This window comes from Actinokineospora diospyrosa (assembly GCF_024171925.1).
GTDB classification, from domain to species: domain Bacteria; phylum Actinomycetota; class Actinomycetes; order Mycobacteriales; family Pseudonocardiaceae; genus Actinokineospora; species Actinokineospora diospyrosa.
On record NZ_JAMTCO010000004.1, the window covers coordinates 324,066 to 348,615 of the forward strand.

A 24,550-nucleotide genomic window follows, 5' to 3' on the forward strand; every position below is an offset into this window, starting at 1 on the left:
TGACAAGCCGAAACATGACGCTGCGCACCCTGGTGGTGGGCAACCTGCTGCGGGACCTCATCGCCGAGTCCGGGCACACCCAACGACAGATCGCGCAAACCAGCGAGATCGACCGCGCCACCCTGTCCCGGTTCCTCAACGGCATGAGGACGATCACCGACGGCGACCTCGCGGTCCTGGCCTGGACCGCCGGGATCACGACACGACCGCTGCAGCGCGCCCTCGTGGCGATCACGCGACATCGAGCACACCGAATGGTGGCTCAGCGCCCACTACACACCCTGGTACCGGGAAACCAACGCCATCATCCACGACCACACGACCCGGACGATGTCGTTCACCCCGTTCACCTTGCCTGAATCAGGAAACCCACCAGGCGCCGTGGTCGCAGGGCAGTACCTCATCGGACAGTCCGCAGTGGACCTACTCGACCCCACCGCATCCGAGACGTCACGCCTCATCGCGCGACTCGTCCGCTGCGCCCGCTCGAGCCACATCACCATCCGCATCACGGGCGTCGGCGACATCACCCACCCGTTCGACGTGCTCACCCTCGACACCGGCCACACCGTCGTCAAGATCCCCGCCACCGACTCCGTCCTCTACCTCGAACACCCCACCGACATCGAACGCTTCCGTCACCACATCGAGGCGATCGAACAGGGTGCGGCCACTGCGGAGGAGTCCCTCACCATCCTCGACAACCTCACCACAAAGCCGCAGCCCCACAGCACCGCAGAACACGTGCCCGCCCAAGTGAACACCCATACCCCACCCCCATGAACGAGCGTGACTGGGCGGCCGTCGGACGCTGCATCAGCCAACGACTGGCCGAACTCGAATGGACACAACACGAACTCGCCGCCCGATCCGGTATTTCCCAAGCCATCATCCGAGAACTCCAACTCAACACCGTCCAACGCAAACGCAGCCCACGCACCCTCGAAGCACTCTCCACCACCCTCGGCCTGCACCCCCACCACCTCGCCGCCCTCCGCGACGAACACACCCCACTCCCCCTCGGAGTCCCCACCGATCAACCCGAACCACTCGCCGCCATCGAACAACGCCTCGCCGACATCAACAGCTCGATCAGGGACCTACGCCTCGGCTTGGCCAAAGTCCTCTACCTCCTGACCCCGAAACCCGGGACACGGAACACCACGCGCTAGGACCCGCGCGCACCGATCCGATACTCCCGCAACCACAACAGTTTCCCCAGATCGACCACCATCCGACACCACCGTCGCGTGGACCAGCCACACGACAGAAACAGGAGGTACCACCCATGCAGACCCCCACCGTCGACATCTACGCCAAGCTCTCCACCGACTGCTCCATGACCTACGAGAGCAGCGCCCCGGGCGAGATCGAGTTCACCCTCGGCGGCCGCGTCGACGGCGCCATCATGCTCACCTTCACCGACACCGCCCTACGACAGTTCCTCACCCTGGCCACCACAGCCATCAACGAGACCCCGACCACCGCGTCGTCGAGCGGCATGGTCACCGCGGACGGACCCACCACCGCATAGGCAGCCGACCCGCTTCCTCGCCCCACCGCCCACCGGGGCGAGGAAGCGGCTGTGCGCACCGCCCCAGTGGTATCACCATTCACGTCGCTCGAGGTCGGAGGACCCTCCATGCCCTCACCGGACACGGTGGCCGTCGCCGCCTACCCCGAACTCCAGCACCTGATCGACATCCGCGACCACGACTGGGAGTTCCACCCCGTCCTCGACGACAACGGCATCACCCAGATCTACGGATACCGCCGCTGGCCCGACGGCTGGATCGACCTCCTGGTCATCCACCACCGCACCAACACCGCCGCCGCCCGCTCAACCTACGACGGCGGCCTGGTCTGGAACCGAGACGGCACCCTCACCGACACCATCCAGCACCTCACCGACCTCCCCACCCCCGACCACCCACTAGCTCCCCGACTCGTCATCGCCCGAATCCCCACGCTCTGGACCCCCTGACATGCCCCACAACACCGGGAACTGGGCCGACGTGGCCGCCCTCATCCAACGCCGCATGACCCACCTCGGCATCACAGAACCACAACTCGCCCTCCGGTCACGCGTGTCCCTGACCGTCGTCAAAGAACTCGCCCGCAACACCAAGCAATCCAACCGCCACCGCCTCACACTTTCCCGCCTGTCACGGGCGCTCGGCCTCGACCTCGATCACCTCCGAGAACTCGCCACCCGCCCCACCCCCAAACCCCATCCCGTCGCCCTCGGCGAACTTCACCACGCCGACATCCCACCCGCCCTGCGCCACCTGATCACCGACATCGTGGACCGACTCGACACCGCACTGCGCGACATCCGCGCCGAACACGCCCAACTCGCCCACGACGCCCGAATCATCCGCACCATCGCCGAATCCGTCCCCACCGGCCACCACGAACAGCCCGCCGACACACCCACCGGATGAACCGACCCCACACCGGATGGCACGCGGTGGCACGCGCCCTCGACCACCGGCTCCGCGAACTCGGCTGGCGCCAACGAGAACTCGCTACCCGATCCAAAGTCTCCCAAGCCGTCATCCGAGAACTGCAATACAACACCATCCAACGCAAACGCAGCACCCGAACCCTCGAGGCCCTCTCCACCGCGCTCGATTGGCACCCCCACCACCTGACCGCCATATACGAGGGCAACGAACCACCACACCACGACCAACCCGAAAACCAAGACCCCGTGGTAACACGACTAGACGACATCGAACATCGGATGGACGCCCTCGCCGACACCCTCCACCAGATACGGATAGACCTCGCGATCCTCCTGCACCGTACCCGCGAGATCCTGCACGGTGGAGAGGGCAATGCCCCTGCGGACGACTGATCGACGCCGCACGAACCCGCCCCGGAACAATCCGCAGCGGGTCCAGCACGACGAGGACACGCTCGACCAGGTGTTGGACTGGCCTAAACCTGGAGGCGGTACCTCGGCAGTAGCGTGGTCAACCAGGACTCCTCGAAAGCCACCGCGGGTACCCGCTCCACCGTAGCGAGGCCAGCGGACTGAGGCGGTCAAGGGGAAAACCCTCGGGCTCCACCTAGCCGGGCGGCATTCCCTTAGCCCCAGCGAGTTGTCCGATGCAGGTGGGGTCGAACCGAGCAACGAGCTGCCCACCGCGGGCCCGAACCCATCCAGTGACCGCCATCGGCACCTTAGAACACCGACACGAAACCCGGCGAGCCGCTGGCGACGGCCGGGACATGCCAGCCCAGCCGCTGAGCTCGATCAACAGCAGGTGCTCGCGGTGGCGATGAGCTGCAGAAGCCCGCAGAGCCGACATCCCACCCGCCCTACGCCACCTGATCACCGACATCCTCGACCGACTCGACACCGCACTACACGACATCCTCGCCGAACACACCCAATTCGCCCACGACGCCCGAATCATCCGCACCATCGCCGAACCCGCCCCCACCGGCCACCACGAACAACCCGCCGACACACTCAACTGATGAACCGCCACACACGAGGTGGCCCGCGTATCACGCGCCGAGCGTTCCGTCGGCGATCCTGCTCCACGTGTCGGGCAGGTACGGGTAGTACTCGTTCGCATCAGGGTAAAGCTCCGGGTCGGCGGCTGGTTGATGGCCGGGTTCGTGGATGGTCGTGGCCTGCGTGTTCGTCGCTGTTCCGCTACCGGTGATCGGCAGCGAAGCTCGGTTCACGGCGCCCCACGCCGGATGACGTTGCTGGTAGGTACCCCGACCCGTGCCGGCGGCGCGTGTCTCCGGCGTGGGGTGCCTCCCACCGGAGCCGACCGAACGCGGAGCGCCAGCGTCGTGACCATGCACATCACCCAAGACGACGCCTTGCGTCGTTTCCCCGAACTTGTCCACCTGTTGTCCATCCGCGAAGCCGGGTGGAACTTTCACCTGCTTGGCGACAACGACGAACTGGTGGGCGTGGCCGCGAGCTACAGCCGCGCGCAGTTCACCGACGCGATCTTCGTCTTCGACCGCACGCACTTTCTGGCGAACCGTCTGCTGGCCGACAACTACGGCGGCGGAGTGGTCTGGATGAAGGAAAGCAGCGACCTGCAGGAGATCGTCCACGACATCCGGGACCAACCAGCTCCCGGTGAACCCGGCGCTCCGTCGCTGGTGCTTGCCTCCGGTTCGCTGTGGACACCGTGATGGCAGCTCCGGTGGTCTACGGCTACATTCGCACCGCGACCGAGGACCCCGCAGGTGTCCTGGAGCATCGGGTGGCGATGGAGATGTGGTGCGCCCGCGAGGGCTGGCGGTTGGGCGCGGTCTTCCAGGATGTGGGGTCACCACTGGACGCCGAGGAACGTCCCGGGTTCCGCGGGCTGCTGGGGACGCGGCGGCGATGCCGAACGCGACAGCGGTGGTGATGGTGGACTGCACCCACCTCCCGCCTCGCCCCACGGTGGCTGCCGAGCCGGCAGCCCTGATTCGTCGGACAGAGGCGGTCGTCAAAGTCTTGCGCGGCGACGAGCAGGCCGAGGTGGGTCCAGCATGACGAGGAGATGCTCGAGCAGGTGTTGGACGGGTGAGGCGGCTGGCCCTAGGCCGGGAGACGGTAGGTCGGTAGTGGCGTGGTCAACCAGGACTCCTCGACCGCCACCGCGGTCACCCGCTCCAGGGCAGCGAGGCTGGCGGACTTGAGGTGGTCGAGGGGGAAGTCCTCGGGCTCGACCCAGCCGGGCAGCATGTCGTTGGCCCCGGCAGGGAGACCGATGAAGGTGGGGTCGAACCGGGCAACGAGCTGCCCGTCCCGCGCCTGGACGATCTGGTGGTCGCCGTTGGCGCTCCAATACACCGACACGAACAACCCGGTGGGCCTGGCGAGCTGCTGGGCGACGGCCGGTGCGTTGCCGACCCAACCGTTGGGCTCGATCGCCACCAAGTGCTCGCCGTGGCGCTTGAGTTGCAGGAGGCCGTAGTCGTCGAAGTGCTCGTTGCGTTCCTCCAGCGCGGCCTCGAACGTCACGTCGGTTGGCCGCGCGTCGTCGCGGACTCCGTAGACGGCGAGTACCTCGCGCTCGGTCCGGCCGGTGGTCACGGCCAGGGTCCAGGCCAGGTCGAAGGCGGTGTCCGCCCACGCGTAGCGGGTCACAGCGCGCATTGTTCCACCTGCTCGTCAGCAACGTCGGCCCCGGCGAACCCGGTCGTGGCGACCTGGGCCGGGTTGGAGATGACCACCAGGAAACTGTCCCCCTGACCGATCTTGGCCTTGGCGTACCCGGAGCTGATCGCCCCACCCTGACATCGCTGCTCCCGCAACGGAACCTCCTCCGTGCGCGCGCCGGAACCACCTTCGTCCGTGGTCGCGAAGCTATATTCGTCGCAACTCCCCCCGTTCTTCGGCACGAACCGCCCACACGCCGCGGCCCGATTGGCGGCCTGCTTGGCGGAGTTGCGGGTCAGGACCGACGGTTGGCCCTCGCCCCAGGCCAGGTGGATGTTGCGGGCGATGAACGGCATCTTGGCCGCGTCGATCACCACCACCTTCGCGTCCCCGCACTGCCGCGTGGTCAACGCGACCGTGACGGTGCACTGCCGCGCCTTGGACTCCCCGTCACCACCCACCAGGAGCTGGTGGCCCTCGTCCTCGATCAGCACCGGGTCCTGGTTGTCGAAGGCGCCGGTCACGGTGTCGATCACCGCCTCCGGACCGAAATAGGCCACGGCCCCGGCGACGGCCAGGACGGGCAGGATCACGCCGGACTTGGTGCGGGGCATCGGTTTCCTTCACGCTACAACCTGTCATCACACGGACACGAACAGGTGTAGCAAGATCACCAACGCGACGACACAGAGCTTTGGACGGAGGATTCCTTCACGGGATGACGTGACGGCGCGGTCACCGTCGGGAACCAGCACGTCAGACGATGTCCAAATCGAACATGTGTGCGAACAGATGGTAGGTTGCCGGGCATGACACCGTCCTCCTCGCTCACTCCGCCGGACGGGGTGCTGCGGTACCGGCTCGATCCCGTGGGCGCGGTGATCGCGATCCTGCCCACCAGGTGCAAGAGCGGGCGACACCCACTCGTTCCCGGCATCAGCACCGTGCGCGCCGCGGGCGGCAAACTCCGAGTCGACTGCCCAGCTTGCGCCACCACGCCGGGCGGTACCGGCACCGGGTGGCGGTGGACCGGCGGTCACCGTTACCCGGACCGGGTCGAGCGGGACGAGCGGTTCTACGACGGCCATCCAGCCCGCCGTCCCCGGGTGGCAAGGCGACAGGAACCGGGCGAGTCGTGATCATCAGCCCGTACACCTTGTGGGAGGGCGATGCCCTGCACGGCCGTAGCCAGAACCCACATTCGAGCGCCGTTGACATTCAGCACCGGCTCGCCCTTGGTCACCAGCCCGTTGTAATGATCGGCGTACAAACCCCGCGCCAGCGCGCCCTACGGCACTTCACCACCAGCCCCCGCAAGATCGGCCAAATCGTCAAAGCGGCACTTGTCCTCACACGTTTTCGAACACGGCCGACTCATCTGAACTCGCTGAGATCACCTCAGTGTCACGCAGGGCAAAATGGCCTTCATTAGCTATCAGATGCCCACTTAGCACGGGTGTTGGCCAAGTTCTTTTCGGCATTGGCCCGCAGACGCTCATCGTCAATTCTGGCGAATATTTCAATCGCGGAACCGAACGCTGCGACCGCCTCCGCTAGGCGGCCGATTTTGCTCAATGCGATACCAAGGCCGTTCCATGCCATCGCTTCGCCGTGGCCGTTTCCTATTTCACAGTGAATGACAAGGGCGCGTTTATGGGCTCCGGTCGCCTCATCGAAGCGTTCCATACGAAGAAAGACCTTACCGAGACTGTTCCACGCCATCGCCTCGCCGCGGCGGTCTCCGACCTCTTGGTGGATGGTGCAGGCATGTTCGTGGGCTTCGATCGCCTCGTCAAATTTGCCTACCAAACCGAGCGCGGTACCCAAACTGTTGCTTGCTATGGCTTCGTTACGACGGTCCCCAATCTCTTTGAATAGCACAAGGGCTTGTTTCAAAGTCTTGACGGCGCCACCGAGGTGTCGCTGCTCGCGCAAAGCGATGCCGAGGTTGTTCAATGCCTCAGCTTCGCCACGACGGTCCTTGATTTTCCGAAATAGGGCGAGCGCATCCCGGAAAATCCTGACAGCTTCATCAAAGTGTCGCTGGTGACGCAAGGCTATACCACGGTTGTTCAACGCTTGAGCTTCGCCGCGACGGTCTCCGACCTTTTGGTGGATGGTGCAGGCATGTTCGTGGGCTTCGATCGCCTCATCAAAGCGTCGCGAATGACGAAGGGCATTGCCTAGAATGTTCCAAGCGAGGGCTTGGTCGCGGGCGTTCCCAATTTGCTGAGCGACCTGTCGGGCGATCATAGTAACGGTGATCTGGTCATCGAGGTAGCGTCGCAAGTCCAGGCATTCCGCCAAGTACAGCGGCAGGTCGATTGCAGTGCTGTTGTGATTGATGTCGCGTGCGGTGCGCACGGCGGCGAGCAGCGTAGCGTGCTCGGTGTCCAGCCAGGCCAGCGCAGCATTACGTCCCGTGAATTCGTCCAACATGTTTTCCCCAGAGGTCTCCCGGAGATGGCGGTCCGCAGCCTTGGCGACACGAGTGTAGTAGTCGAGCACTCGAACTACCGCCATACGCTGAGCCTCCGCAACCTTGTGATCACCCTGCGCGGCCTTGACCGCACGCCAGCGGGCATAGTCAGCTACCAGGTCATGCATTCCCCACCGGTCGGATTCTGGATCGTTACTGATAAGATAGGCGGCAGCTAGCTCGTCCAGAACCTCGGCTACGCTTTCGGTATCCATATCGGTGAGCACGGCTACGGCGGCGGTGGCGATGTCGTGGCCGGGCGCGATACCCAGCAGGAGAAATACCTGAGCGCACTTAGGTGCTAGCCGTGCATAAGACAGGTCAAACGCGGAGCGTACGGCACGCTCGCCGTCATTAAGATGCTCAAGGCGGTTAGTGGAGTCCGTCAACTTCTCGGCAAGCCGAGCTAGGGATAGATGGGGCGAGCGCACCAGCAAGGCGGCGCAGATCTGCAGCGCCAACGGCAAACACCCGCAACGACGAGCGATGCATTCCAGCCCAGCCGCATCGGAGTCACGTCCGTCTGCCGGAGCAGCTCGAGTGAGCAGACTACGCAGCAGTTCGACCGCAGCATGGGGGTCGAGCACCGCCACGTCAAGCTGTATCGCGCCAAGAGTGTGCAGCCGATCGCGAGAAGTGATCAGTAGCCGATGCTCTCCCATCCCCGGCAACAGCGGCCTGACTTGGCTGGCGAGGGAAACGTTGTCAGCGATCACCAGCAGAGGCGCACCTTTTTCCCCGGCCAGCTTGGCGAGTCGGGATCGGTACAAGCTAGCCTGTTCCTCCAGCGTGGGTGGAAAATGTACCGGGTCTACTCCTAACGCGCGTAGGAATATTGGGAGCGCCTGCTCGGCGGTGACTGGATCGGTGTCATAGCCGCGCAGATTCATAAATAGTACCGCCGCGTACCAGCCTTTTTTGCGCACGGCGTGAGCGGCGGCCACTGCTAGGGCGGTCTTGCCCACCCCAGCCATCCCACCCAGCGCCGAGATCACCACCCCGCCCCCATCGGTGGCACAGTTGGGGTCGAGGGCCGCCAGCAACCGCTCCAGATCATCTTCACGCCCAGTGAAGCCCGGTGCCACAGCCGCCAACCCCGGCAACCCATCCAGAATGGTGGGCGTCAGTCCGTGGGGATGTTCCTCCTTGCCAACCACCTCGTCGTGAAACGCCATGCCACCGAAATCGATGCGATCGAGGTTGAAGACACTTAGGCTGGCGCTGTGTGTGGGTCTGTCCGTGTCGGTGCCGGACTGGCGCGTGGGTGTCGAGAGCTTCCGTTGCGCAGCGGCGCTGGCTATCGCTTCCGCCCGGAGCACGTCGAAGCGCTTCTCGTTGAACCAGCGCGCCTGATATTCGTCGAGGGCGGCGATCGCCTGGTCGTGCAGGCCCAGCTCAATCAACAGACGAGCGTGCCGATCGCAGGCCTGGATCCACTGGTTCACCAGCCCGGTGCGCTTGGCGCCGAGCTTCTTGCCCACCTTCAGCGCTGTCCAAGGTTCGCCGCGAAACTCGCCGATGGCGGCTTCCACCGCCGCCAGCCCGTCTTCAGGCGTGTCAGCTCCTTCCGCTGTCTTCAGTCGCTGGGTGAAGCGGCGCACATCGAGCACTTCGGCGTTCGGCAAGCGCAGCATGAGCAACCCACGCGATCGGAGCAGCTGCGCTCGTGGGTCGAGCGTGCGCAGAGCAGCGCGGACATCCTTGATGTAGCCGTACAAGGTGTCGTCTTCGCGCACCTCCTCGTCCCACAGGTGCTCCTTCAGCTGGTCGTTGCTCATTCCCAGGTCGAGATTCAGCAGGAGCACGACCAGCAACGTCGCTGGTTTCGGAGGCAGCACAACCAGGTTGCCGTCGCTGCCGCGCAGCTCCATCGGTCCCAGCACCCGGATGTCCGCGGCGCCGAAGGCTGCGCTAGTCACGAACCTGCACCACCCCTGCCGCCGCGACTGACCGGTGGGTAATCACATCAGAAGTCCGGGTCTCCGGAGATGAGAGACGTTCCGCCATTCAGGTGACAACCAGATTGCCGGTTATTCCCCAGTTGATCTCCCAGTAGATCCCCCAGTTCCGCGCCTTGCAATCGCGACCAGCGCAAACACGTAGCTGGGAGTCGGAATGGTCGCGGCGGAGCAGGAGGGCTCTCGGGTGCTCGCACCCGGTGAGCGCGCTGCCGCGCCGTGGACGACTTTCGCGGGCAAGACCGTGCTCGTGCTCGCGCAGCACCCGCAGGCCGTGACACGCCTGCTGTTCGACGTGCTCCCCCTCCTGCTTACTGACCCACGGATCAACGTCGTGTGGACAACACCGGATCTGCGGTACCGCTGGAGCAGCGAGTTCGACGACTTCCTCCGTGAACTGGGCATCGCGCGCGTGCCGTGGTGGCAGGTCCTCACGACGCCGTACGACCTCGTGCTCTCTGCGTGTTTCGGCGGCCTGGACGAGACCATCGGCCCCAAGGTGAAGCTACCGCACGGCATCAACGGGGCACGCTCGCGCATCGGCCCGTTCCCCGACGAGGAGCAGCACGACCTCCGAAGGGAGAAGTTGATGAAGGACGGCAAGGTTGTGGCCTCCGCACTCATGCTGTCGCACGAAGACGAACTCGCAGTGCTCGCCAAGTCGTGCCCGGAGGCCTTGCCGCACGCCGTCGTCGCGGGGTGTCCGTCCTTCGACCGGATGCTCGTGAGCAGGCGCCGGGCCAAGCGCTATCGACGGGCGCTGCGAGTCTGTCCCTGGCAGAAGCTCGTCGTCGTCAGCACCACTTGGTCGGAGCACTCCCTCTGGGGCTCGGACCCCACGGTCTTCGCGCGGCTGCGGGCCGCCCTGCCCTCGTGGAGGTACCGCATCGTGGTGATCGTGCACCCGTTCATCTGGCTGCTCCACGGACGCCCAGCCGTGTTGGTCCGGTTAAAGCAGGCAGGGGTGACCGCTCTTCCCTACCGCGAAGGGTGGAGAGCTGCGCTCATCGCCGCAGACCTCCTCGCCGGAGACCACGGATCGGTCACCCAGTACGGCGCCGCGCTGGGGTTGCCGGTCCTGATGACCACCCGGTCGCTGCGAGATGTCCGGCGGGACAGCACCGCGGACAGGCTGTCGCGGCTGGCAACTCCGTTCGACCCGCGCAAGCCGTTGTTGCGGCAGGTACGTGCGGCACTGAAAGCGGGAGGGTCGCGCGACTTCGCGGACATCGCGCTGTCGAACCATGGACAGGCGACCGAGATCATCCACCGGGTCTGCTACGAGCTGTTGGGAATCCCGAAACCTGGAGGCGTCGTGCTGGTCAGGCCGCTGCGGAGGCCATTTCCGATCGACCTAAGCGACGTCGAGTGACCGCAACCGCTCTCGGATCCGGTTCGCCTTGGGATGCCGCAGCGTGGTGAAAGTCTCCAGCGCCTCCTCCCAGTAGCGCCGAGCGGCGCTGCGGTCACCCGCCATCAGCGTCACCTCGCCGAGTTTCTCCACCACGTCGACGCGCAACGCCAGCGCCGCCGGGTCGAGTGCCTCAAGCCCTTCGGTCATCTCCGCGATCGCACGGCCGAACTGGCACTGGCGGGCACGGGTCTCTCCGAGTCCGACGAGCGCTTGCGCCCGGCACGTGTTGTCACCGATGGAGGCAGCGGCCCGCGTCGCGCGTGCGAAGTAGCCAGCCGCGCTCGCGTCGTCGCCGAGTCCGGCCAGTGCGTAGCCGAGACAGCACAGCACTAGGGCTGCCCCACGCTGATGGTCGTGCTGCTCGTTGACCGTCAGCGCACGTAGGTACAAGCCGACCGCGTCCTGTAGCTGCCCGTCAGCGTGGGCGATTCGGCCGAGACACTCCAGAGCCGTTGCGATGGCTCGCGAGTCGCCTGTGGTCTCCGCCAGTTCCCAGGCCAGCAGCGCGGCCCGCAACGCCGCCGCGGAGTCACTGAGCCGCAGGTGGGCTGCAGCGAGGTGCACGAGCAGGCGGGATCCCACCACCGGGTTGCCGAGCCGGGCTGCGGCACCTGCGCCGATCTCACAGGCCTCGATCCATTCCGGGTGGAAGCCCCGGTAGAGGAATAGGCCCCACAGCGCGTCGCTCAACCGCCAGGTGAGGTCGTCCCAGCCGAACGCGGCCGCGACCCGCAACACCCCCATGAGGTTGGACAGCTGCGTCTCCAGCCAGTCAAGCGCATCACCAGTAGTGCCGAACAGCCGCGGTCTCGGTGTCAGATAGTGATCACCGAGGTGGAATCGAAGCTCCGTCGCCACGAGGTCCGCGGTGACCGCACGTTCGAGGTACCACTCGGTCATGGCGCGCACCGCGTCGTGCCGGACCGTTGCGGTGTCCTCGCGTTCCGCGCATCGCTGCGCGTGCAGGCGCAGCAGGTCGTGCATCCGGAAGCGATCCTCCTCCACCTCGATCACCATGTTGGCGTCGACCAGGACGTCCAGCGCGTCTCTAGCGAGCTCGACGGACGTGGCGGTGGCCGCTGCGGCGACCTCGCTGCCGAACTCCGCACCGGGGTGCAACGCGATGCGGCGATACACCTCGGCCACGCTGGCGCCCAACTCGCGGTACGACAGGTCGAACGCCGCCTCGACCGAGACCCCGCCGTCTTCGAGCACCAGGGCGGATAACCGCCGCCGCTCGTCAGCGAGCTCGCGCACCATCCGGTCTACCGGCCACCGCGGCCTGCCGACCAAGCGCGCCGCCGCGACACTCAGCGCCAGGGGCACCCCGCCGCACAACGCTGCTAGCGCGCAGACCGAGCTCGGCTCGACGACGCGACCGGGGCCGAGCGTCCGCACGACCAGCGTCGCGGCATCCTCGTCGGGCAGGGGCGACACCGGCAGCACTCTCGCACCACGCAGCACCATCCCACCGAGGTACGTACGGCTGGTGATGATGACGACGTTGTTCCCCATGCCGGGCAACAACATCTGCGCCTGGGCCGTGGATGCCGCGTCGTCCAACAGCAGGGCGATGGACCGACCAGCGGTGACAGACCGAAACAGTGCGCTGCGCTCGTCCAGCTCGGGCGGAACCTCTGCCGCAGGCACCCCCAGGCCTCTCAACAGCCTGCCCAGCACCCGACCTGGTTCCGCCGGGCCCTGGGCGCCGAACGCGGAGAGGTCCGCGTACAGCTGGCCGTCAACGAACCGGTCAGCACGGTCACCGAGCCACTTCAATGCCAGCGCGGTCTTGCCCATGCCACCTGATCCGACGATGACCACAACCGCGTGGCCAGAACTGCGATCCAACGCTTCGTCCAACCCGGCAAGTTCGATGGCCCGGCCGGTGAAACACGCCGGGCTCGGCGGGAGTTGACGAGGAGGCGTGGACGGTACGGCCGAGTGCAGGTGAACATCGCCGCTGACCTGTCCAGCCTGCACGACGTTGCCGATCACGGTCCCCGTCACGTGGTTCTCGACTTCGGCATGGCTGCCGTCCATCGGCACCTCCCCGAACCGGTACAGGCTTCGGAGTATCCGCACCGGGGAGCGGCAACTGGCTGGACGACAGCCACTCTCACCTGATCGTCGCACCAGCGAGAACGCTCAGTAGCCGTCGCCGACAAGCGAGCAGTCCGGCCACACGCGCAGAACTGCCTGTTGGTCGAAGACTCCGATGTCGCGTCGCAGATCGTCGAGCATCCCCGCACGCACGTCGGCGTCCTCCACCTCACCGGTCAGCCTATGCGCTTCGGCAAGAAGCGTCACGGCCTCATCGCACGACTCGTCCGACAAAACCAGTGCCTTGTGGCGCAGGTCTCGCCACAGGTCGAACCGGCGAAGACGCGGAAACTTGGCATGAGCCTGACGACCGAGCACGATGGCTTCGTCCAAGGCCGCCAGAGAGGAAACGGCATCTCCGGATTCGCCGAGAATTCCAGCGATGTTGCTCAATGTGCCCGCGAGTCCGCCTACCGCGGCCTCGTTGCCCATCGTCAGGAGATCGCGCCAGATCCCTTCGGCCTTCCGGCTCGTGCGCAACGCCTGGTGGGGGCCACCGCGACGATCGCCCAGGAACCGTTGCGTCTTCGCCATCTCCGCGTACACGAAGGCCACGCTTGGCAGGTACTTCTGCGCATCTTGGTCGGCCAACTGTCGGAAGCGGCCGAGTGCCTCGTTGTGGGCGTGCAACGCCTTGCGGTGCTGTCCTTGGCCTGATCTGGTCACGCCCAGCAGTTGCGTGATCTCGGCGGCCAGTTGGTCGAAGGCTCCGGGCTGTTCCCTGACCAGCACCCTCGCCTGGCGCATCGACTCGAAGGCAGTCGCTGCCGCGCGGAGGTTTCTGCCCAGGGGTACGAAGCTCTGGCTCAAGTGGTAAAGCGCGGTGGTGTGGCGTGGCCTCGATTCGCCGGGGGCGGTGTTCATCAGCTCGGTGGTGATCACGACCGCCTCCGCGATCGCCTCGTGCGCACGTTGCCATTGGTCCTGCACCCAGTAATCCAGGAACAGTCGGACGAGAGTGTCGGCGAGCTGCGGCAGGAACTCACGAGGTCGTGAATCCGCGAGCTTGCGGTGAATGTCGGCCGCGGCGGTGTCGTCTTCCACCGCCTCTCCCAGCCTGCCGAGGATCCGGAGGTGGACCGCCCGATTACCCAGCGCCATCGCCAGATCAGCCAGATGGAACTCTGGCCGGTGATCAGCCAGCCGGCGGAAGATTCGCTGTGCGGCAGTGAGCTCCTGTACCGCGTCCGAGTGGTGGCCTTGACGACCAATCGCCAGCGCCCGATTGTTGTGCACGTGAGCGAGCAGCGCCTCGAACCGTTCGCCATAGGTCTGCACCAGCATCTCGGCGGTTTCCAGCGCCTCGTCGGCGAGCTCCACGCCTTCGGCAGCGTCACCGAGCGCGAACATAATCCCGCTGTAGTTGCTAAGCAGGCTGGCGAGATCTTCCGCGAACGCGTCCGGAACGTGTTGTGCGAGTGGTCGGAAGATCTGGGCAGCCCGTTCGAACACCTCGGCGCTCTCCCTTTCCCGTCCGGCTTCAGCCAGCGCATAACCCTGCTGTTGCAGCACCGCCGCTAGTTCTGGAAGGTAACTGAGGTCATCCTCGCTGAGCCGGTCACAGATCGCCGCCGTCTCATCGAGCAGCGCCAACGCTTCCTCACGCTCGCCCGCCGCAAGCAGCTGCTTGGCGAACTCCGTGGAAGTCAGCACCAGTTCATCGGCGAACCGGTCTTCATCCAGCTCGGCGAGCTCACGCAACAACGCGACCGCTTCTCGTGAGCCGTCGAGCGAATCGTCGTAGTGGCCGAGGCCGTACAGCGCACTGGAAAGCTCGATCAGCGCGTTGGCAAGCGCCGCTTTCACCATCGGCTCGCCGCGTTCGGACGCCATCTCGCGGTGCAACCGCACTGCCTCGACGAGAACAGGAACTGCAGCATCCAGATCGTTCACCGCGATGAGCCGCGTCCCGTGGTCGCTCAGCAGCACCGCGAGTTCGGCATCGGCCAGCGAACTGTGCCGGTGAACCTCGAGGGCACGACCGGTGGCCACGGCCGCGAACTCGGCGAGCGCGATGCTGCCAGGAGGCAGATCTGCCACTACCGCGTCCAGCAGTGCGCGATCCGCTGAGGTACTGACCACAGTGGACAGAGCAGAGGTGAGCCCCGTCGGGTTCGTCAGCGTCGGCGCGACCTCCATCCCGATCGGGACCAGGCGCGTAGGAGTACTGCGCACCATGTTCTCGATGGCACCCACCAGAGCGGTGTGTCGCGGCGCCGCCCGACCCAGCACCGTGATCGCCTGCCTGGCCTGAGCCGCTTCCGCGGCCGTCAGCAGCAACGTGACGAGGTCCGGGAACTTGGCGATGGTTGTAACGGCGTGGTCCTCGCCCAGCCGGTCGGGCCGCATCCCGTTGAGTAACGCTTCGCCTTGGTAGAGGTCGCGCGACCAGGTGAGAAACCGTTCAACCAGGTCCTGGGGCTGTCCCGCGAACGTCGGTAGCGCGCTGAGGAGCCGGACCGCCTCGCCGCGGTCCGCAGCGCCGAACAGAGTTCCAGCCACCACGACCTGGTCAAGTCGGCCCCGATGCGCGTCGGTCAGTGCATATGTGTCAATGGTGCGTTCCCAGTAAACGTGCTCGTGCCGCAGGACCCGCCGTACAGGGTCGACCCAAGCAGGTCCGCGACCTGCTGGTTCGACCTCGTCGAGCACCGCAGCCAGTGCAGCCGCGTGGATGTCCAGCGCATTGCGGTAGCGGTGGTCGTCGAGATCAGCGGGCGGCGGCACGAGTCCAGGCGGCCGGGAGAGCCTCGTGCTGAACGCTGTCGCCGCTCTGGCGAACTCGCCCGGTCGATCGTCGTCGGTGACCAGGGCTGGCAGCGCAAGTTCGTGCATGGATGCGAGAACTGCCGCAGCCGTTTCATCGTCGGCTTCCAGCAGACCGTCCTGCCATTCACCGATGGATCTGCTCAGCAGCAGTACACGCGCTGGTTCTGCACTGGCGCGGGCGCTGAGCGCCTCCACCACTGAGATGACCTGGTCGACGCGTCCCTCAGCGTAGTCGATCACAATCAGTTGCCGACCGCCCTTCGCGCCGACGCGGGCGAGGAACTCGGCGGGCAGGTCGTTGCGCAGCATCCCGGCCGTCCATCCCTGCTTGCCGACCATCGAGCAGAGTTTGAGCGCCAAACGAGTCTTGCCCTGCCCGCCCTCAGCGGTGATCAACAGGCAGGACAAGGGCAATTCATCCCCAATCCATGCCATGAGCGCCGCTAGCATGTCGGCGCGGTGCTGGAACGGCACCACCCCGTACTCGGCACGCAGCAACGCGCTCGGCAGGTGCAGAGCGCCGAGTTCACACTGTCCTTCGAACAGGCTCACCGCTTCAGCCGAAGCCGACTCAGACCAAACCTGCTCACGCACGTCGTCGCGGCTGCGGGCAAGCAGCGAGCTCATGCGGGTATGCAGCTGAGGGGTGGCCTTGTAGGTGGTGTCGAAGTGCGTGAACTCCTCACGGGCCAGCCGGTGCTGACCGGTCGCGATCATCGCGGTGGCCCACAGCTCGAACAGGTCCTCGTCATGCGCCCACCTCGTGCGATACCTGTTGAGCTCCGTGAGCGCATCAGGGTGCCAGCCCAGTCTGATCAGGCGACCAGCTCGGTCGTGGCAGGCGTCGCGATGTTGACGATCGAGGTCCGTGCGGATGTTCCGCAACTCGGAGCCAGCCAGCGCACCCAGCGGCTCGCCGCGGAACTCCTCAATCGCAGCGCCGAGCTCCTCCACAGCCTTCTCGTCGCTGTCAGCGGCCTTGGCAGCCGCGACACGGGTCCGGAATCTCCGGTAGTCGACACACATCGGGTCTGCCACGGTCAACCGCAGGTAACCGACACCGTCCGGTTGCAACGTGGCGCGGTCCTTGAACGCAGAGACCAGGGTGCGCCGAAGATCAGTAACGTACCCATCGAATGTGGTCTCAGCGCGGTCCTTACCGTCCCACAACCACGATTTGAGCTTGCGCCTGGCCACTGGAGCGCCCTGGTTGATCAACAGCATCGCCAACAGCACCTGGAGTTTCGGCTCCAGCACAAGGACCGTGCCCGCGTCGTTGAACGCCTTCACCTGCTCGAGGACCCGGAACTCCATGGACGCACACCCAACCCCTGCCGTAGCAACCGACAAACGATCCAACCAGGCAACGCGAGCAGAAGACCTCCACGACATGCGGCCAACCGAGTGAAATGCCACATCCGGCACCAGCGAACACCTCAACCAACCTGGCCGCACGGCGGTGACCCTAGACTTCTTACTACCTCCAGACCGATGAGCAAGGCGCTGGAACACCACGCCGTCGTGGGTCAACGAACTACGCGAGAACCCATAAACCGCAGACGGTGAAAGCGCTGGGGAGCAGCGCGGGGAGCAAATGGGGAGCAGTCAGACACGCCCAACGGACCCGAACTGCATTCAACGACTCTGAACGGATCCGCGCTGACCTGCGGAAATTGTGTTTCCGCAGGTCAGCGCATCATCGCGTCCTTGGTTCACACACAAAGGCTCTCTGGGCAGCGCTCAACGACCTGCGACGGCGTCCAACCGCAGGTCAACGGCATCGTACGGCCAGCTCGGGATGCCGTAGGTCGGTGAGCCCTTATTTGTCACAGCGGTCTCGACCGCTGTGGTCAGCATCTCCACCAGCCGCAGACTCACCGCGGCCAGCCATGGGCCCTTCTGACACACAGTACAGCCCAATCCGCAGGTCAGAACCATCGAGCCGATTACGCCAGCTTTGGTAGCTCCGGTGATGACAGCCAGCTGCCCCAACTCGATGTTGGACTTGAGACGCTACTCACGCTCCACCCATTTACCATGGTCGACTTGGTCCGCCGGTGGCGCCTAGGGGCAAGGGGTGTCAGTGGTGATCGGGGTCCTGCGGCGGGACCAACTGCTGGGCACGGGCAGGTTGCCGTTGATGACGAGGGTGACGACGACGCTCGGGGAATGTGGAGCTGTCATCCCGTGCTGTTGGGGTCCGAGGGCGAATAGGTAGTTCTCGGGTGTTCCGATGGGCAGCACCTTTCGGCTCATGTCGAGGACGGCGAGGATTGAGAGGCGGACACCGTCGGCGGCGGCGTACTGGGTGGGCTGGCCGATGTACTTGGTGGCAGTGCCAGGGGTGACGGGTTGGTCGCGGGCGACCTTGAGTTCAGCGGTGATGCCGTCGTGTCGGGTGTCGAGGTATCCGTGTCCGAGGGCGGTGCCGCGTTCGACTCGGCCTTCGAGGGTGGGGTCGGCGAGGAGGGCGGCGTGGAGATCGTCGTGGAACTGGCGTTCGCTCACGTGCTGGCCGCGGCGGTACTTCTTGTTCCAGGTCATGGCGAGCCCCACGCGGGAGATGGCGTTGAGCAGTCGGGCGAACGGCTGGAGTTGGTTGTGCGGGTAGCCGGCGGTGGCGAGCTTCTCGTAGATGCCGAGGAGGTGCTCGTCGAACACCTCGTACTGGGTGGTGGCGTCGCGGGCTGGGTCGTAGGGGCGCACTCGGAACTCGCGGTGGCCGGCGACGTCGAGGGGTTGGCGCTTGGGGTTGCCGCTCTCGTCTGTGCCACGCCAGGTGAGGCGCACCAGGACGGGGGGCGCGTGCTGTGTGGTGGGGACGGCGTACCGCACGTGAAGGCTGCCCTTCCCCTCGTAGGTGTCCGGATCACCGGTGTGTTGGTGGCGCTGCCAGGTGAGCGCGGGCCGCTGGAGTTCGGCGTCGTTCAGGGTGCTGACGAGCTCGGCGTCCAGCCGTTCGACCCACGTTGGCCACGGGTCGGTCTGTACTTGCAGAGACAGAGTGTGGGTGAGGGTCGGGTCGACGATGGCGGGCCCGGTGAGGAGTGTGTCGTCGATCGACACCAGGGCAACAGCGACCGTCGGGCTATCGGGCTCGGGATCAGCGGGCGGCGTCCACGGCCTGGAGGCGTGTTGGGGTTCAGGTGTGCGGATGAACAGCAACGGCGCCGGGAGACCGGCCACTGCGGTGAGAACCGTGCCCAGGTCGATGGGTGCGGCCGGGTCGGGATCTGCCGCGAGCGTGGCCCGGAGGGCTCGCGCGCGCGAGGAGCGGATCGTCGTCCCGGTATGCGTTCAGGTCGATGGCGGCGGTGCGGCGTGCTGTTGCGGTCCGGTGCGCTCGAGCCTGCATGATATCGGCGTTCAGGTCGGCGCTCTCGGCGTCGAGCAGGTGTGCGACAGCGTCGAGTAGTCGCCCGGTGATGACGAGACCGTCGTATGTCGCTGTCCCGGCGGATCTTCCGCCGCGCTGGAGGGCAGCTGCCAGGACGCGGAGCCGCCGCGCGCGCGCCTTGAACTGCTCTGCCGGATCCCGCCGGGTTGTCAGAGCTGGCCAGCTGCTGGCCAGCTGGTGTATCCGCGATCCCGGCGGCGACTTTCGCTGGGATCGGAATGTCGAGCACCGTGCAGATGATCGCTGCTCGAACCGCGGCGTCCTTCGCGTATGGCTGGAGCCATCCGGCGTCGTCCTCGGCGCGGCTCAAGCAGGTGCTGATCGCGGCGCCGATCTCATCGACTGCCGTGCGTACGTCGGCGTCGACTGGCGAGGCGGGTTCTAGGGTCACCTGCAGACGTCCGACAGCGCATGCGAGCGCGACCATGGCACGTTGCGCACTGCGCGCTGGTTCGTGCGGGATACGAGTCAGCGCGCCCTCAAGCAGCGCCAGGGCATCGGTCCGGCGCTCTGCCCGGGCGAGGACCTCGGCATACTCCACCGATCCCTGGTGCGACTCCGGGGAGTGCGCGACGCCGACTTCAATGATGTTGGCCGCTGGGAGACCGAGGAGGCCGACGCCGCAGTCGAGAAGCCCGTTCAACGCCTTCTCGGCCTCGTCGTGCTGCCTGAAACCGTAAGTGCTCTGCGGCGCGAGCATCAACCACAACACGGCGAGCTCCGGTGCAACTCGTGCACCGGGCTGCCACGGCTGCTCGATGACCTTCGTCGCCTGATACCCCTCAAGTTCAGGAACTCGGGTGAGGGCCTCCTTCTCCAGCTCAGCGAGCGCAGCAAGGTTCGGTACGTGGCGCCGCAGCGCCGAGAGCGAGGTCAGGAACGTGTCCAAGTGCTTGGAAACGTTGATGCCCTTCATCACGTTCGCAGCGTGGACAATCAACCGAATCCGGGACTCTTGGTCCGGCCAGATGAGCCGGCACGCGGCCTTGAGGACGGCGTCGATCATCACGACGTGCGTGTCCAGGACGAGTGCCGGGAGTAGGTCCGCGACCGTCGATGGCAGGGCATGCGTCCCGCCGATCGCCGTCCATGCCTCGAGCGCCTCCGCACGCGGCCCGGGGTCGGCATCGACGAGGTAGGTGTGGAGAGTCGGCAGAATGGCCTGGATTACTCCGGGCTGGTTGCCATGGGAGCGGCCGATCTCGCCGAGGGTGGCCAGGAGGGGGCACACCACCTCGGCACCCAGGTCACTGTCGCGTTCGCTCGTGATGAGCGCGGTGATGGTCGCGCACACAGCCAACGGGTCGGTCGATGATGCGGACTCCACCGCTCTCAACAGCCGTTGGGCGGACTGATACAGGCTGTGTTCGCGCGAGAATGCCTCTAGTCCCGCGAGAGGATCCGGAACAGCGGCCGAGGTGAGCACGCTGTTCCGCGTGGTGAGCCGGTGCCGGGTCAGTGTCACGAACGCACCCAGGGTCGCGTCCATGCGTCCGGCAAGGGCGTCGCGGTGCCAGCGACCCACCTGCTCAATGGCATCGGCCGCGGAGAATGTCACCTTTGCCCCCCACGACTCATCGGTGCGGCCGAGGAGAAACACGAATGCCCATTCGGTCACGACCGCCTCTTCCTCAGGCGTTACCACCGGGTCATGAGGGCGACGGTGGAAGTACTCGGTGTCGACCATCTCCAGGGCATGTCGGACCGAACCGACGAGACCGTCCCGAGTCGCTTCGGCCGCGTACCGGCCCGCGTCCTCCAGAAGCCCGGCAATCCGGACGGGAGCGGCGATGAACATCCGCGCGATCGCACGCTCGACAGCCCCCACCGTCGCCGGGTCATAGCTGTCTTCCGGTGGAACAGAGAGAGAAACGGCCAAAGCCGGCAACAGCTGGACAGCCAGCTCAAGATGAGCGCTTGCGAGATGCTCGACAGCACCAGCGGCCGCCCTCCGGTCGACGTCGGAGACCAACGGCGGCTGGTGCGCGGGATTCACGATGATGCCCGTCACCGCGGGACGCGGGAGCATCCCACCCAAACGTGCGACCAGCTTGTCCGGACACAGATCTGCAAGGACCCGCAATGGGCCCGGATCGTTCGCCTGTACTACCGGCGTCGGGCCGGAGAAGTGATGGTCTTCGGGTGTCTTCGCCCCTGCCAGTACCACCACCGCCCAGATCACCGCGTCGTCGATCGACGCCGCGTCCACCAAGTCCGGGTAGTCGGTCAGGCAGCGGCCCGCCTCCAGTGTCGGGAACGACCGCAACGCCGACAGCGCAGTCGTGACCAAGCGGTGCGCGAGTTCCGGTCGCCGCGACGTCAGGTGGCGCAACGACTCCAGAAGCTGGGTAACTCCGACACTCTCCACGGCGTCGAACAACTCGTCGATGACACGTTCGTCAAACCGGTCCGCCGCACGACCGGCAACCGTCGTCAACCGGCGCCGAGCCGCGGCAGTCGCGTCCGCGTCGACGTCAACCGTGGGGTCCACCTCGAGAAGATCGAGATCGTCCAGGATGCCAACGGTCGCCGGGTCCGCGGTCGCTCGCAGGCTCCGTCGCCGCTCCACCCGCACGGCTCGCTCAACCCCCTGGAGCCGCAGCCGCTCTGCCCGCTCGGCTCGCTGTGCCTCGGCCTCCTGTTGGCGAGTGCGAACCTCGGTCTCCAGGTTGGGAATCCGCCCCGTCGGTTTCCGCAGGTCGCAACCCCCGCAGTGATCGGCATAGAACCCGAACGTCACATGGTCCAACCGCATCCCAGCCGTGTTCCCGATCGCGACCGGACACTCCACTCGTCGCATGTTCAACGGCAGCCCGGACTCTTCCTCCAGCATCCCTCGACCACCGATCTCCACGAACCGCATGTCCCGGCAGTGATCGGCAGCCAACTCCATGATCCGAGCGTTCTCACGACCCAGCTCGAGGTACCTGGCGATCTCTGCCTCGTTCAACCGTCCACTCCCGTTCGTGGGTCCCCACCGGCCCCACCAGTCTGATACGAACCACCGACACAAAGCGACCGACGAGGTGTCACAAGCACGCCAGGCCCCAGAAGGTGAGGTTGTGCACCCGGAACAGGCGGAACGACCAGCCCCAACCCGACTACTCGATGGCGTCGAGTGGAGTGCTCTTGGTGTGCAGGCTCGTGGGGGCGCTCATCGCCGCACTCCCCGAGCGATGCTGCCCAGCAAGGTAGCGACCTCGGCCCAGGGGCCTTGACCCGGACTGGCGGGGCAGGCGCCGCAGTGACCTGCTCGACCGAACCCACCGAGATCTTGAACGCCGCGTCCAGGCCGTCCCCGGCCAGCACGCTGCGCCTCGCTCCATCCCGACCAGCCCGGACCCCGTGGTCAACGTCCTATCAGGCACACCGTCCGCGAACGGAACACTAGGCGCTGAACGGACCGAGGCACGACGAAGAGGTCGCCACGCGCATGCGGGCCACCAAGCGCACCACTACGGAACCCTAGCGGCCCACCGCGAAGATCAGAGTGGTCTCTGCGCTGATGGTCACCAGGGAAAGCTGTGCTGATCGATATCGGGGAGGCCCCAGTCGGTGTCCACGCTGAGCTCGTCCAGCTCAGGCTTAGGTGCGCCGCAGTCGGGGCTCCAGGCGATGAGGCGTTCTCCGGCAGGTGGCCCGTATTCGATCATCCGGCCTGGCCCTTGATGTTCGCCTATCGACAGGTCGTGGACCACGGCCTGGGGATGGCCGATGAAGAAGGCTGGTACCGGGATCCGGCAGGAGCCCAGGCCGAACTCGGTCGCCCGCTGCCCGAGTATTGCGGGCGCCTCAGGTGAGTCGACCGCTACACGCATGGGGCCATACCCGAAGGGCACGATGCGCCCTTCGTGCAATAGTCGAATGATCCGCACCACGACCTGGTCGCATTGGTTGAATCCTGCGTCGCACACGTGGAGGGCTTGTCCGAGCCGATTCTCGAGCAGCACAAGATCCTGGGCGAGGTTGGAGAGGGCTCGCAGGTGGGCCAGGCGTTCGGCAGGTGCGGTGGCGGTGAAGGCGATGAAGCGGTGGCCGTGCACGTCGAAGCCGACCTCGGCAGCGGAGTACATCTCGAGCAGGAACTGGGAGCTGACGAGGAGTTGCCGGTTCGTGTCCTGATGCAAGTCCCAATGGAGCAGTCGTGGAGTCGTGACCTCGGCGGTGATGTCGAGGGCGAAGGTGAACTCGACGGCGTCATTGACAAGTACGCGCCACCGCAGTTCGGTGTCGGTAGTGTCGCGGCGCAGCACCGCGGCCTCGTAGGCCGCGACGCGCTCCCCGTCGTCGCCGCTCAGTACGACTTCCACCTGGTTAGCCGTGTCCATGCGGATCGCCTCGGTGGTGGTCAGTGACCGCCACCCTTGGGCCACCTCAAGTGAACCGGGGATCCAGGCCGGGCCCTCCGTCCCAGCCGGAGCGACGAAGACAACACCCTCCTGTGTCAGCTCGGCACTGTCGATCTCCACTGGGGTGTCCCAGGCGGCACGGCCGATCTCGATGAGCTGGTCGTCGCGCAACTGGTTGATGAAGGCGAGCGTGTGTGCGGTCAGCATGGCGAGCTTGGAGAACAGGCGTACCGCTGCTGTGTAGCGCTCGGCCAGCGAGAACCTGGCCGCCTCCTCCAGCCCCGGTCGCGGCTGGGCATGGACGAGGTCGGCGTACAACCACCCCGCCGCGAGTACCGCGTCGGCGACCACAGGGGTCAGCGGCTGTCCCTGCTCATCGAAACCCTGCACCGAGTAGGTCTGCAATCGCGGCGTGTCTCCTGCCAACTGCTGCCAACCCGCCCGAAGCTCGTCAAACCGGCCTTGGCGGTCCTCGTCGAACCCTGTCCCTCCCTGGACGACCATTCGCTTGATCGCCTTGAACAGGCGGGCGTGGTGAACGCGCTCGTCCTTCAACAAGAACGGCCGCAACCGCGCGACCAACGACTCGAAGACCTCCTCGTCCTCGGGCAAGCGCATCGATGTCCTCGCCACACCCGTGAGCGAGAGTCGCATCGTGACACGGTCCTGGGCCAACTCGATCAACCGCTCCCAGTCCCGCACAAGCGAGTGCGCCGCGACCCGCCGCGCCCGGACCACGAACCGCCGGACGGTGTCCTTCTCGATCTCGAACTCCACGGCGACAGTGTCACCCCGAGCAGAGCGATCGTCGACCGGATACCGCGCGACGCCCCTCGACGCTGTCCGCTCAGAACCGCGTGGCAGGTGGATCATCGGACCCTGGACGAGCTCCGTGTGTCACTTGGTCGCCTCCATGGTCGGCGCCCCTCGATATCACGTGCGACGAACGCCCG

At 65.9% G+C, this 24,550-nt stretch carries 19 protein-coding genes; 11 read left to right on the forward strand and 8 right to left on the reverse strand.

From position 1 onward, the window contains the following. The first annotated feature begins 14 nt into the window (after positions 1–14). The 7 genes from LV75_RS08610 to LV75_RS08640 all read left to right on the forward strand — a co-directional run bounded on the left by LV75_RS08610 (position 15) and on the right by LV75_RS08640 (position 2,860). Positions 15–359, forward strand: a complete 345-nt coding sequence (locus LV75_RS08610) for a helix-turn-helix domain-containing protein (RefSeq protein ID WP_253886267.1) — start codon at positions 15–17, stop codon at positions 357–359. Continuing rightward, positions 331–783 carry a Scr1 family TA system antitoxin-like transcriptional regulator gene (locus tag LV75_RS08615; protein ID WP_253886268.1) on the forward strand — a complete coding sequence of 151 codons (453 nt, stop codon included), beginning with the start codon at positions 331–333 and terminating at the stop codon, positions 781–783. Before LV75_RS08610 ends, LV75_RS08615 begins: the two co-directional genes overlap by 29 nt. Continuing rightward, positions 780–1,172, forward strand: coding sequence for a helix-turn-helix domain-containing protein (locus LV75_RS08620; protein ID WP_253886269.1), 393 nt, complete (start codon positions 780–782; stop codon positions 1,170–1,172). Before LV75_RS08615 ends, LV75_RS08620 begins: the two co-directional genes overlap by 4 nt. A 116-nt stretch (positions 1,173–1,288) precedes the next feature. Beyond that, entirely contained in the window at positions 1,289–1,534 is a 246-nt protein-coding gene (locus tag LV75_RS08625; protein ID WP_253886270.1) for a hypothetical protein, read from the forward strand. Positions 1,535–1,642: 108 nt separating this feature from the next. Beyond that, positions 1,643–1,984 (forward strand): hypothetical protein, encoded by a 342-nt coding sequence (locus tag LV75_RS08630; protein WP_253886271.1) that lies wholly within the window; start codon positions 1,643–1,645, stop codon positions 1,982–1,984. A gap of 1 nt (position 1,985) precedes the next feature. Further along, a complete protein-coding gene (locus LV75_RS08635) occupies positions 1,986–2,444 on the forward strand; it encodes a hypothetical protein (protein ID WP_253886272.1) in 459 nt (152 codons plus the stop codon). 26 nt (positions 2,445–2,470) lie between these two features. Then, entirely contained in the window at positions 2,471–2,860 is a 390-nt protein-coding gene (locus LV75_RS08640; RefSeq protein ID WP_308210901.1) for a helix-turn-helix domain-containing protein, read from the forward strand. A gap of 659 nt (positions 2,861–3,519) precedes the next feature. Here the strand turns inward: LV75_RS08640 and LV75_RS08645 are convergent. Next, positions 3,520–3,702, reverse strand: coding sequence for a hypothetical protein (locus LV75_RS08645; RefSeq protein WP_253886274.1), 183 nt, complete (start codon positions 3,700–3,702; stop codon positions 3,520–3,522). 114 nt (positions 3,703–3,816) lie between these two features. Between LV75_RS08645 and LV75_RS08650 the strand changes: the two genes are divergently transcribed. Continuing rightward, positions 3,817–4,170 (forward strand): hypothetical protein, encoded by a 354-nt coding sequence (locus LV75_RS08650; RefSeq protein ID WP_253886275.1) that lies wholly within the window; start codon positions 3,817–3,819, stop codon positions 4,168–4,170. Then, the gene (locus LV75_RS08655) at positions 4,170–4,391 is read left to right on the forward strand and encodes a recombinase family protein (protein ID WP_253886276.1); all 222 of its coding nucleotides are present in this window, start codon (positions 4,170–4,172) and stop codon (positions 4,389–4,391) included. The genes LV75_RS08650 and LV75_RS08655 overlap by 1 nt, the downstream gene beginning before the upstream one ends. 173 nt (positions 4,392–4,564) lie before the next feature. Here the strand turns inward: LV75_RS08655 and LV75_RS08660 are convergent, their stop codons facing one another. Next, positions 4,565–5,125, reverse strand: coding sequence for a DUF6461 domain-containing protein (locus LV75_RS08660; protein ID WP_253886277.1), 561 nt, complete (start codon positions 5,123–5,125; stop codon positions 4,565–4,567). Continuing rightward, complete coding sequence (locus tag LV75_RS08665) at positions 5,113–5,742, reverse strand: NucA/NucB deoxyribonuclease domain-containing protein (protein ID WP_253886278.1); 630 nt, start codon at positions 5,740–5,742, stop codon at positions 5,113–5,115. Before LV75_RS08665 ends, LV75_RS08660 begins: the two co-directional genes overlap by 13 nt. Positions 5,743–5,937: 195 nt before the next feature. Between LV75_RS08665 and LV75_RS08670 the strand changes: the two genes are divergently transcribed. Further along, a complete protein-coding gene (locus LV75_RS08670) occupies positions 5,938–6,267 on the forward strand; it encodes a hypothetical protein (protein ID WP_253886279.1) in 330 nt (109 codons plus the stop codon). A 289-nt stretch (positions 6,268–6,556) separates the two neighbouring features. On the opposite strand, the gene LV75_RS08675 is transcribed toward LV75_RS08670, so the two are convergent. After that, complete coding sequence (locus LV75_RS08675) at positions 6,557–9,526, reverse strand: AfsR/SARP family transcriptional regulator (RefSeq protein ID WP_253886280.1); 2,970 nt, start codon at positions 9,524–9,526, stop codon at positions 6,557–6,559. 196 nt (positions 9,527–9,722) lie between these two features. Here LV75_RS08675 and LV75_RS08680 point away from each other — a divergent pair, with 196 nt between their 5' ends. Then, the gene (locus tag LV75_RS08680) at positions 9,723–10,937 is read left to right on the forward strand and encodes a hypothetical protein (RefSeq protein WP_253886281.1); all 1,215 of its coding nucleotides are present in this window, start codon (positions 9,723–9,725) and stop codon (positions 10,935–10,937) included. Here LV75_RS08680 and LV75_RS08685 read toward each other — a convergent pair. The 4 genes from LV75_RS08685 to LV75_RS08700 all read right to left on the reverse strand — a co-directional run bounded on the left by LV75_RS08685 (position 10,920) and on the right by LV75_RS08700 (position 24,215). After that, positions 10,920–13,022 (reverse strand): hypothetical protein, encoded by a 2,103-nt coding sequence (locus LV75_RS08685; RefSeq protein ID WP_253886282.1) that lies wholly within the window; start codon positions 13,020–13,022, stop codon positions 10,920–10,922. The two genes, LV75_RS08680 and LV75_RS08685, sit on opposite strands and share 18 nt — an antisense overlap. A 105-nt stretch (positions 13,023–13,127) precedes the next feature. Continuing rightward, positions 13,128–17,165, reverse strand: coding sequence for a BTAD domain-containing putative transcriptional regulator (locus tag LV75_RS08690; protein WP_253886283.1), 4,038 nt, complete (start codon positions 17,163–17,165; stop codon positions 13,128–13,130). Positions 17,166–18,778: 1,613 nt separating this feature from the next. Then, on the reverse strand, positions 18,779–22,198 hold the full coding sequence (locus LV75_RS08695) for a hypothetical protein (RefSeq protein ID WP_253886284.1): 3,420 nt from the start codon (positions 22,196–22,198) through the stop codon (positions 18,779–18,781). 559 nt (positions 22,199–22,757) lie between these two features. Beyond that, positions 22,758–24,215: a hypothetical protein gene (locus LV75_RS08700; RefSeq protein WP_253886285.1), complete on the reverse strand. Its 1,458-nt coding sequence runs from the start codon at positions 24,213–24,215 to the stop codon at positions 22,758–22,760. Positions 24,216–24,550: the final 335 nt, after the last annotated feature.

What these genes read in the sequence shown, in the direction of transcription:
- LV75_RS08610 (WP_253886267.1), top strand. Translation starts at nt 15, where the DNA reads ATGACGCTGCGCACCCTGGTGGTGGGCAACCTGCTGCGGGACCTCATC.
- LV75_RS08630 (WP_253886271.1), top strand. Translation starts at nt 1,643, where the DNA reads ATGCCCTCACCGGACACGGTGGCCGTCGCCGCCTACCCCGAACTCCAG.
- LV75_RS08655 (WP_253886276.1), top strand. Translation starts at nt 4,170, where the DNA reads ATGGCAGCTCCGGTGGTCTACGGCTACATTCGCACCGCGACCGAGGAC.
- LV75_RS08635 (WP_253886272.1), top strand. Translation starts at nt 1,986, where the DNA reads ATGCCCCACAACACCGGGAACTGGGCCGACGTGGCCGCCCTCATCCAA.
- LV75_RS08680 (WP_253886281.1), top strand. Translation starts at nt 9,723, where the DNA reads ATGGTCGCGGCGGAGCAGGAGGGCTCTCGGGTGCTCGCACCCGGTGAG.
- LV75_RS08620 (WP_253886269.1), top strand. Translation starts at nt 780, where the DNA reads ATGAACGAGCGTGACTGGGCGGCCGTCGGACGCTGCATCAGCCAACGA.
- LV75_RS08685 (WP_253886282.1), bottom strand. Translation starts at nt 13,022, where the DNA reads ATGGACGGCAGCCATGCCGAAGTCGAGAACCACGTGACGGGGACCGTG.
- LV75_RS08615 (WP_253886268.1), top strand. Translation starts at nt 331, where the DNA reads ATGTCGTTCACCCCGTTCACCTTGCCTGAATCAGGAAACCCACCAGGC.
- LV75_RS08690 (WP_253886283.1), bottom strand. Translation starts at nt 17,165, where the DNA reads ATGGAGTTCCGGGTCCTCGAGCAGGTGAAGGCGTTCAACGACGCGGGC.
- LV75_RS08625 (WP_253886270.1), top strand. Translation starts at nt 1,289, where the DNA reads ATGCAGACCCCCACCGTCGACATCTACGCCAAGCTCTCCACCGACTGC.
- LV75_RS08665 (WP_253886278.1), bottom strand. Translation starts at nt 5,742, where the DNA reads ATGCCCCGCACCAAGTCCGGCGTGATCCTGCCCGTCCTGGCCGTCGCC.
- LV75_RS08700 (WP_253886285.1), bottom strand. Translation starts at nt 24,215, where the DNA reads ATGCGCTTGCCCGAGGACGAGGAGGTCTTCGAGTCGTTGGTCGCGCGG.
- LV75_RS08670 (WP_253886279.1), top strand. Translation starts at nt 5,938, where the DNA reads ATGACACCGTCCTCCTCGCTCACTCCGCCGGACGGGGTGCTGCGGTAC.
- LV75_RS08660 (WP_253886277.1), bottom strand. Translation starts at nt 5,125, where the DNA reads ATGCGCGCTGTGACCCGCTACGCGTGGGCGGACACCGCCTTCGACCTG.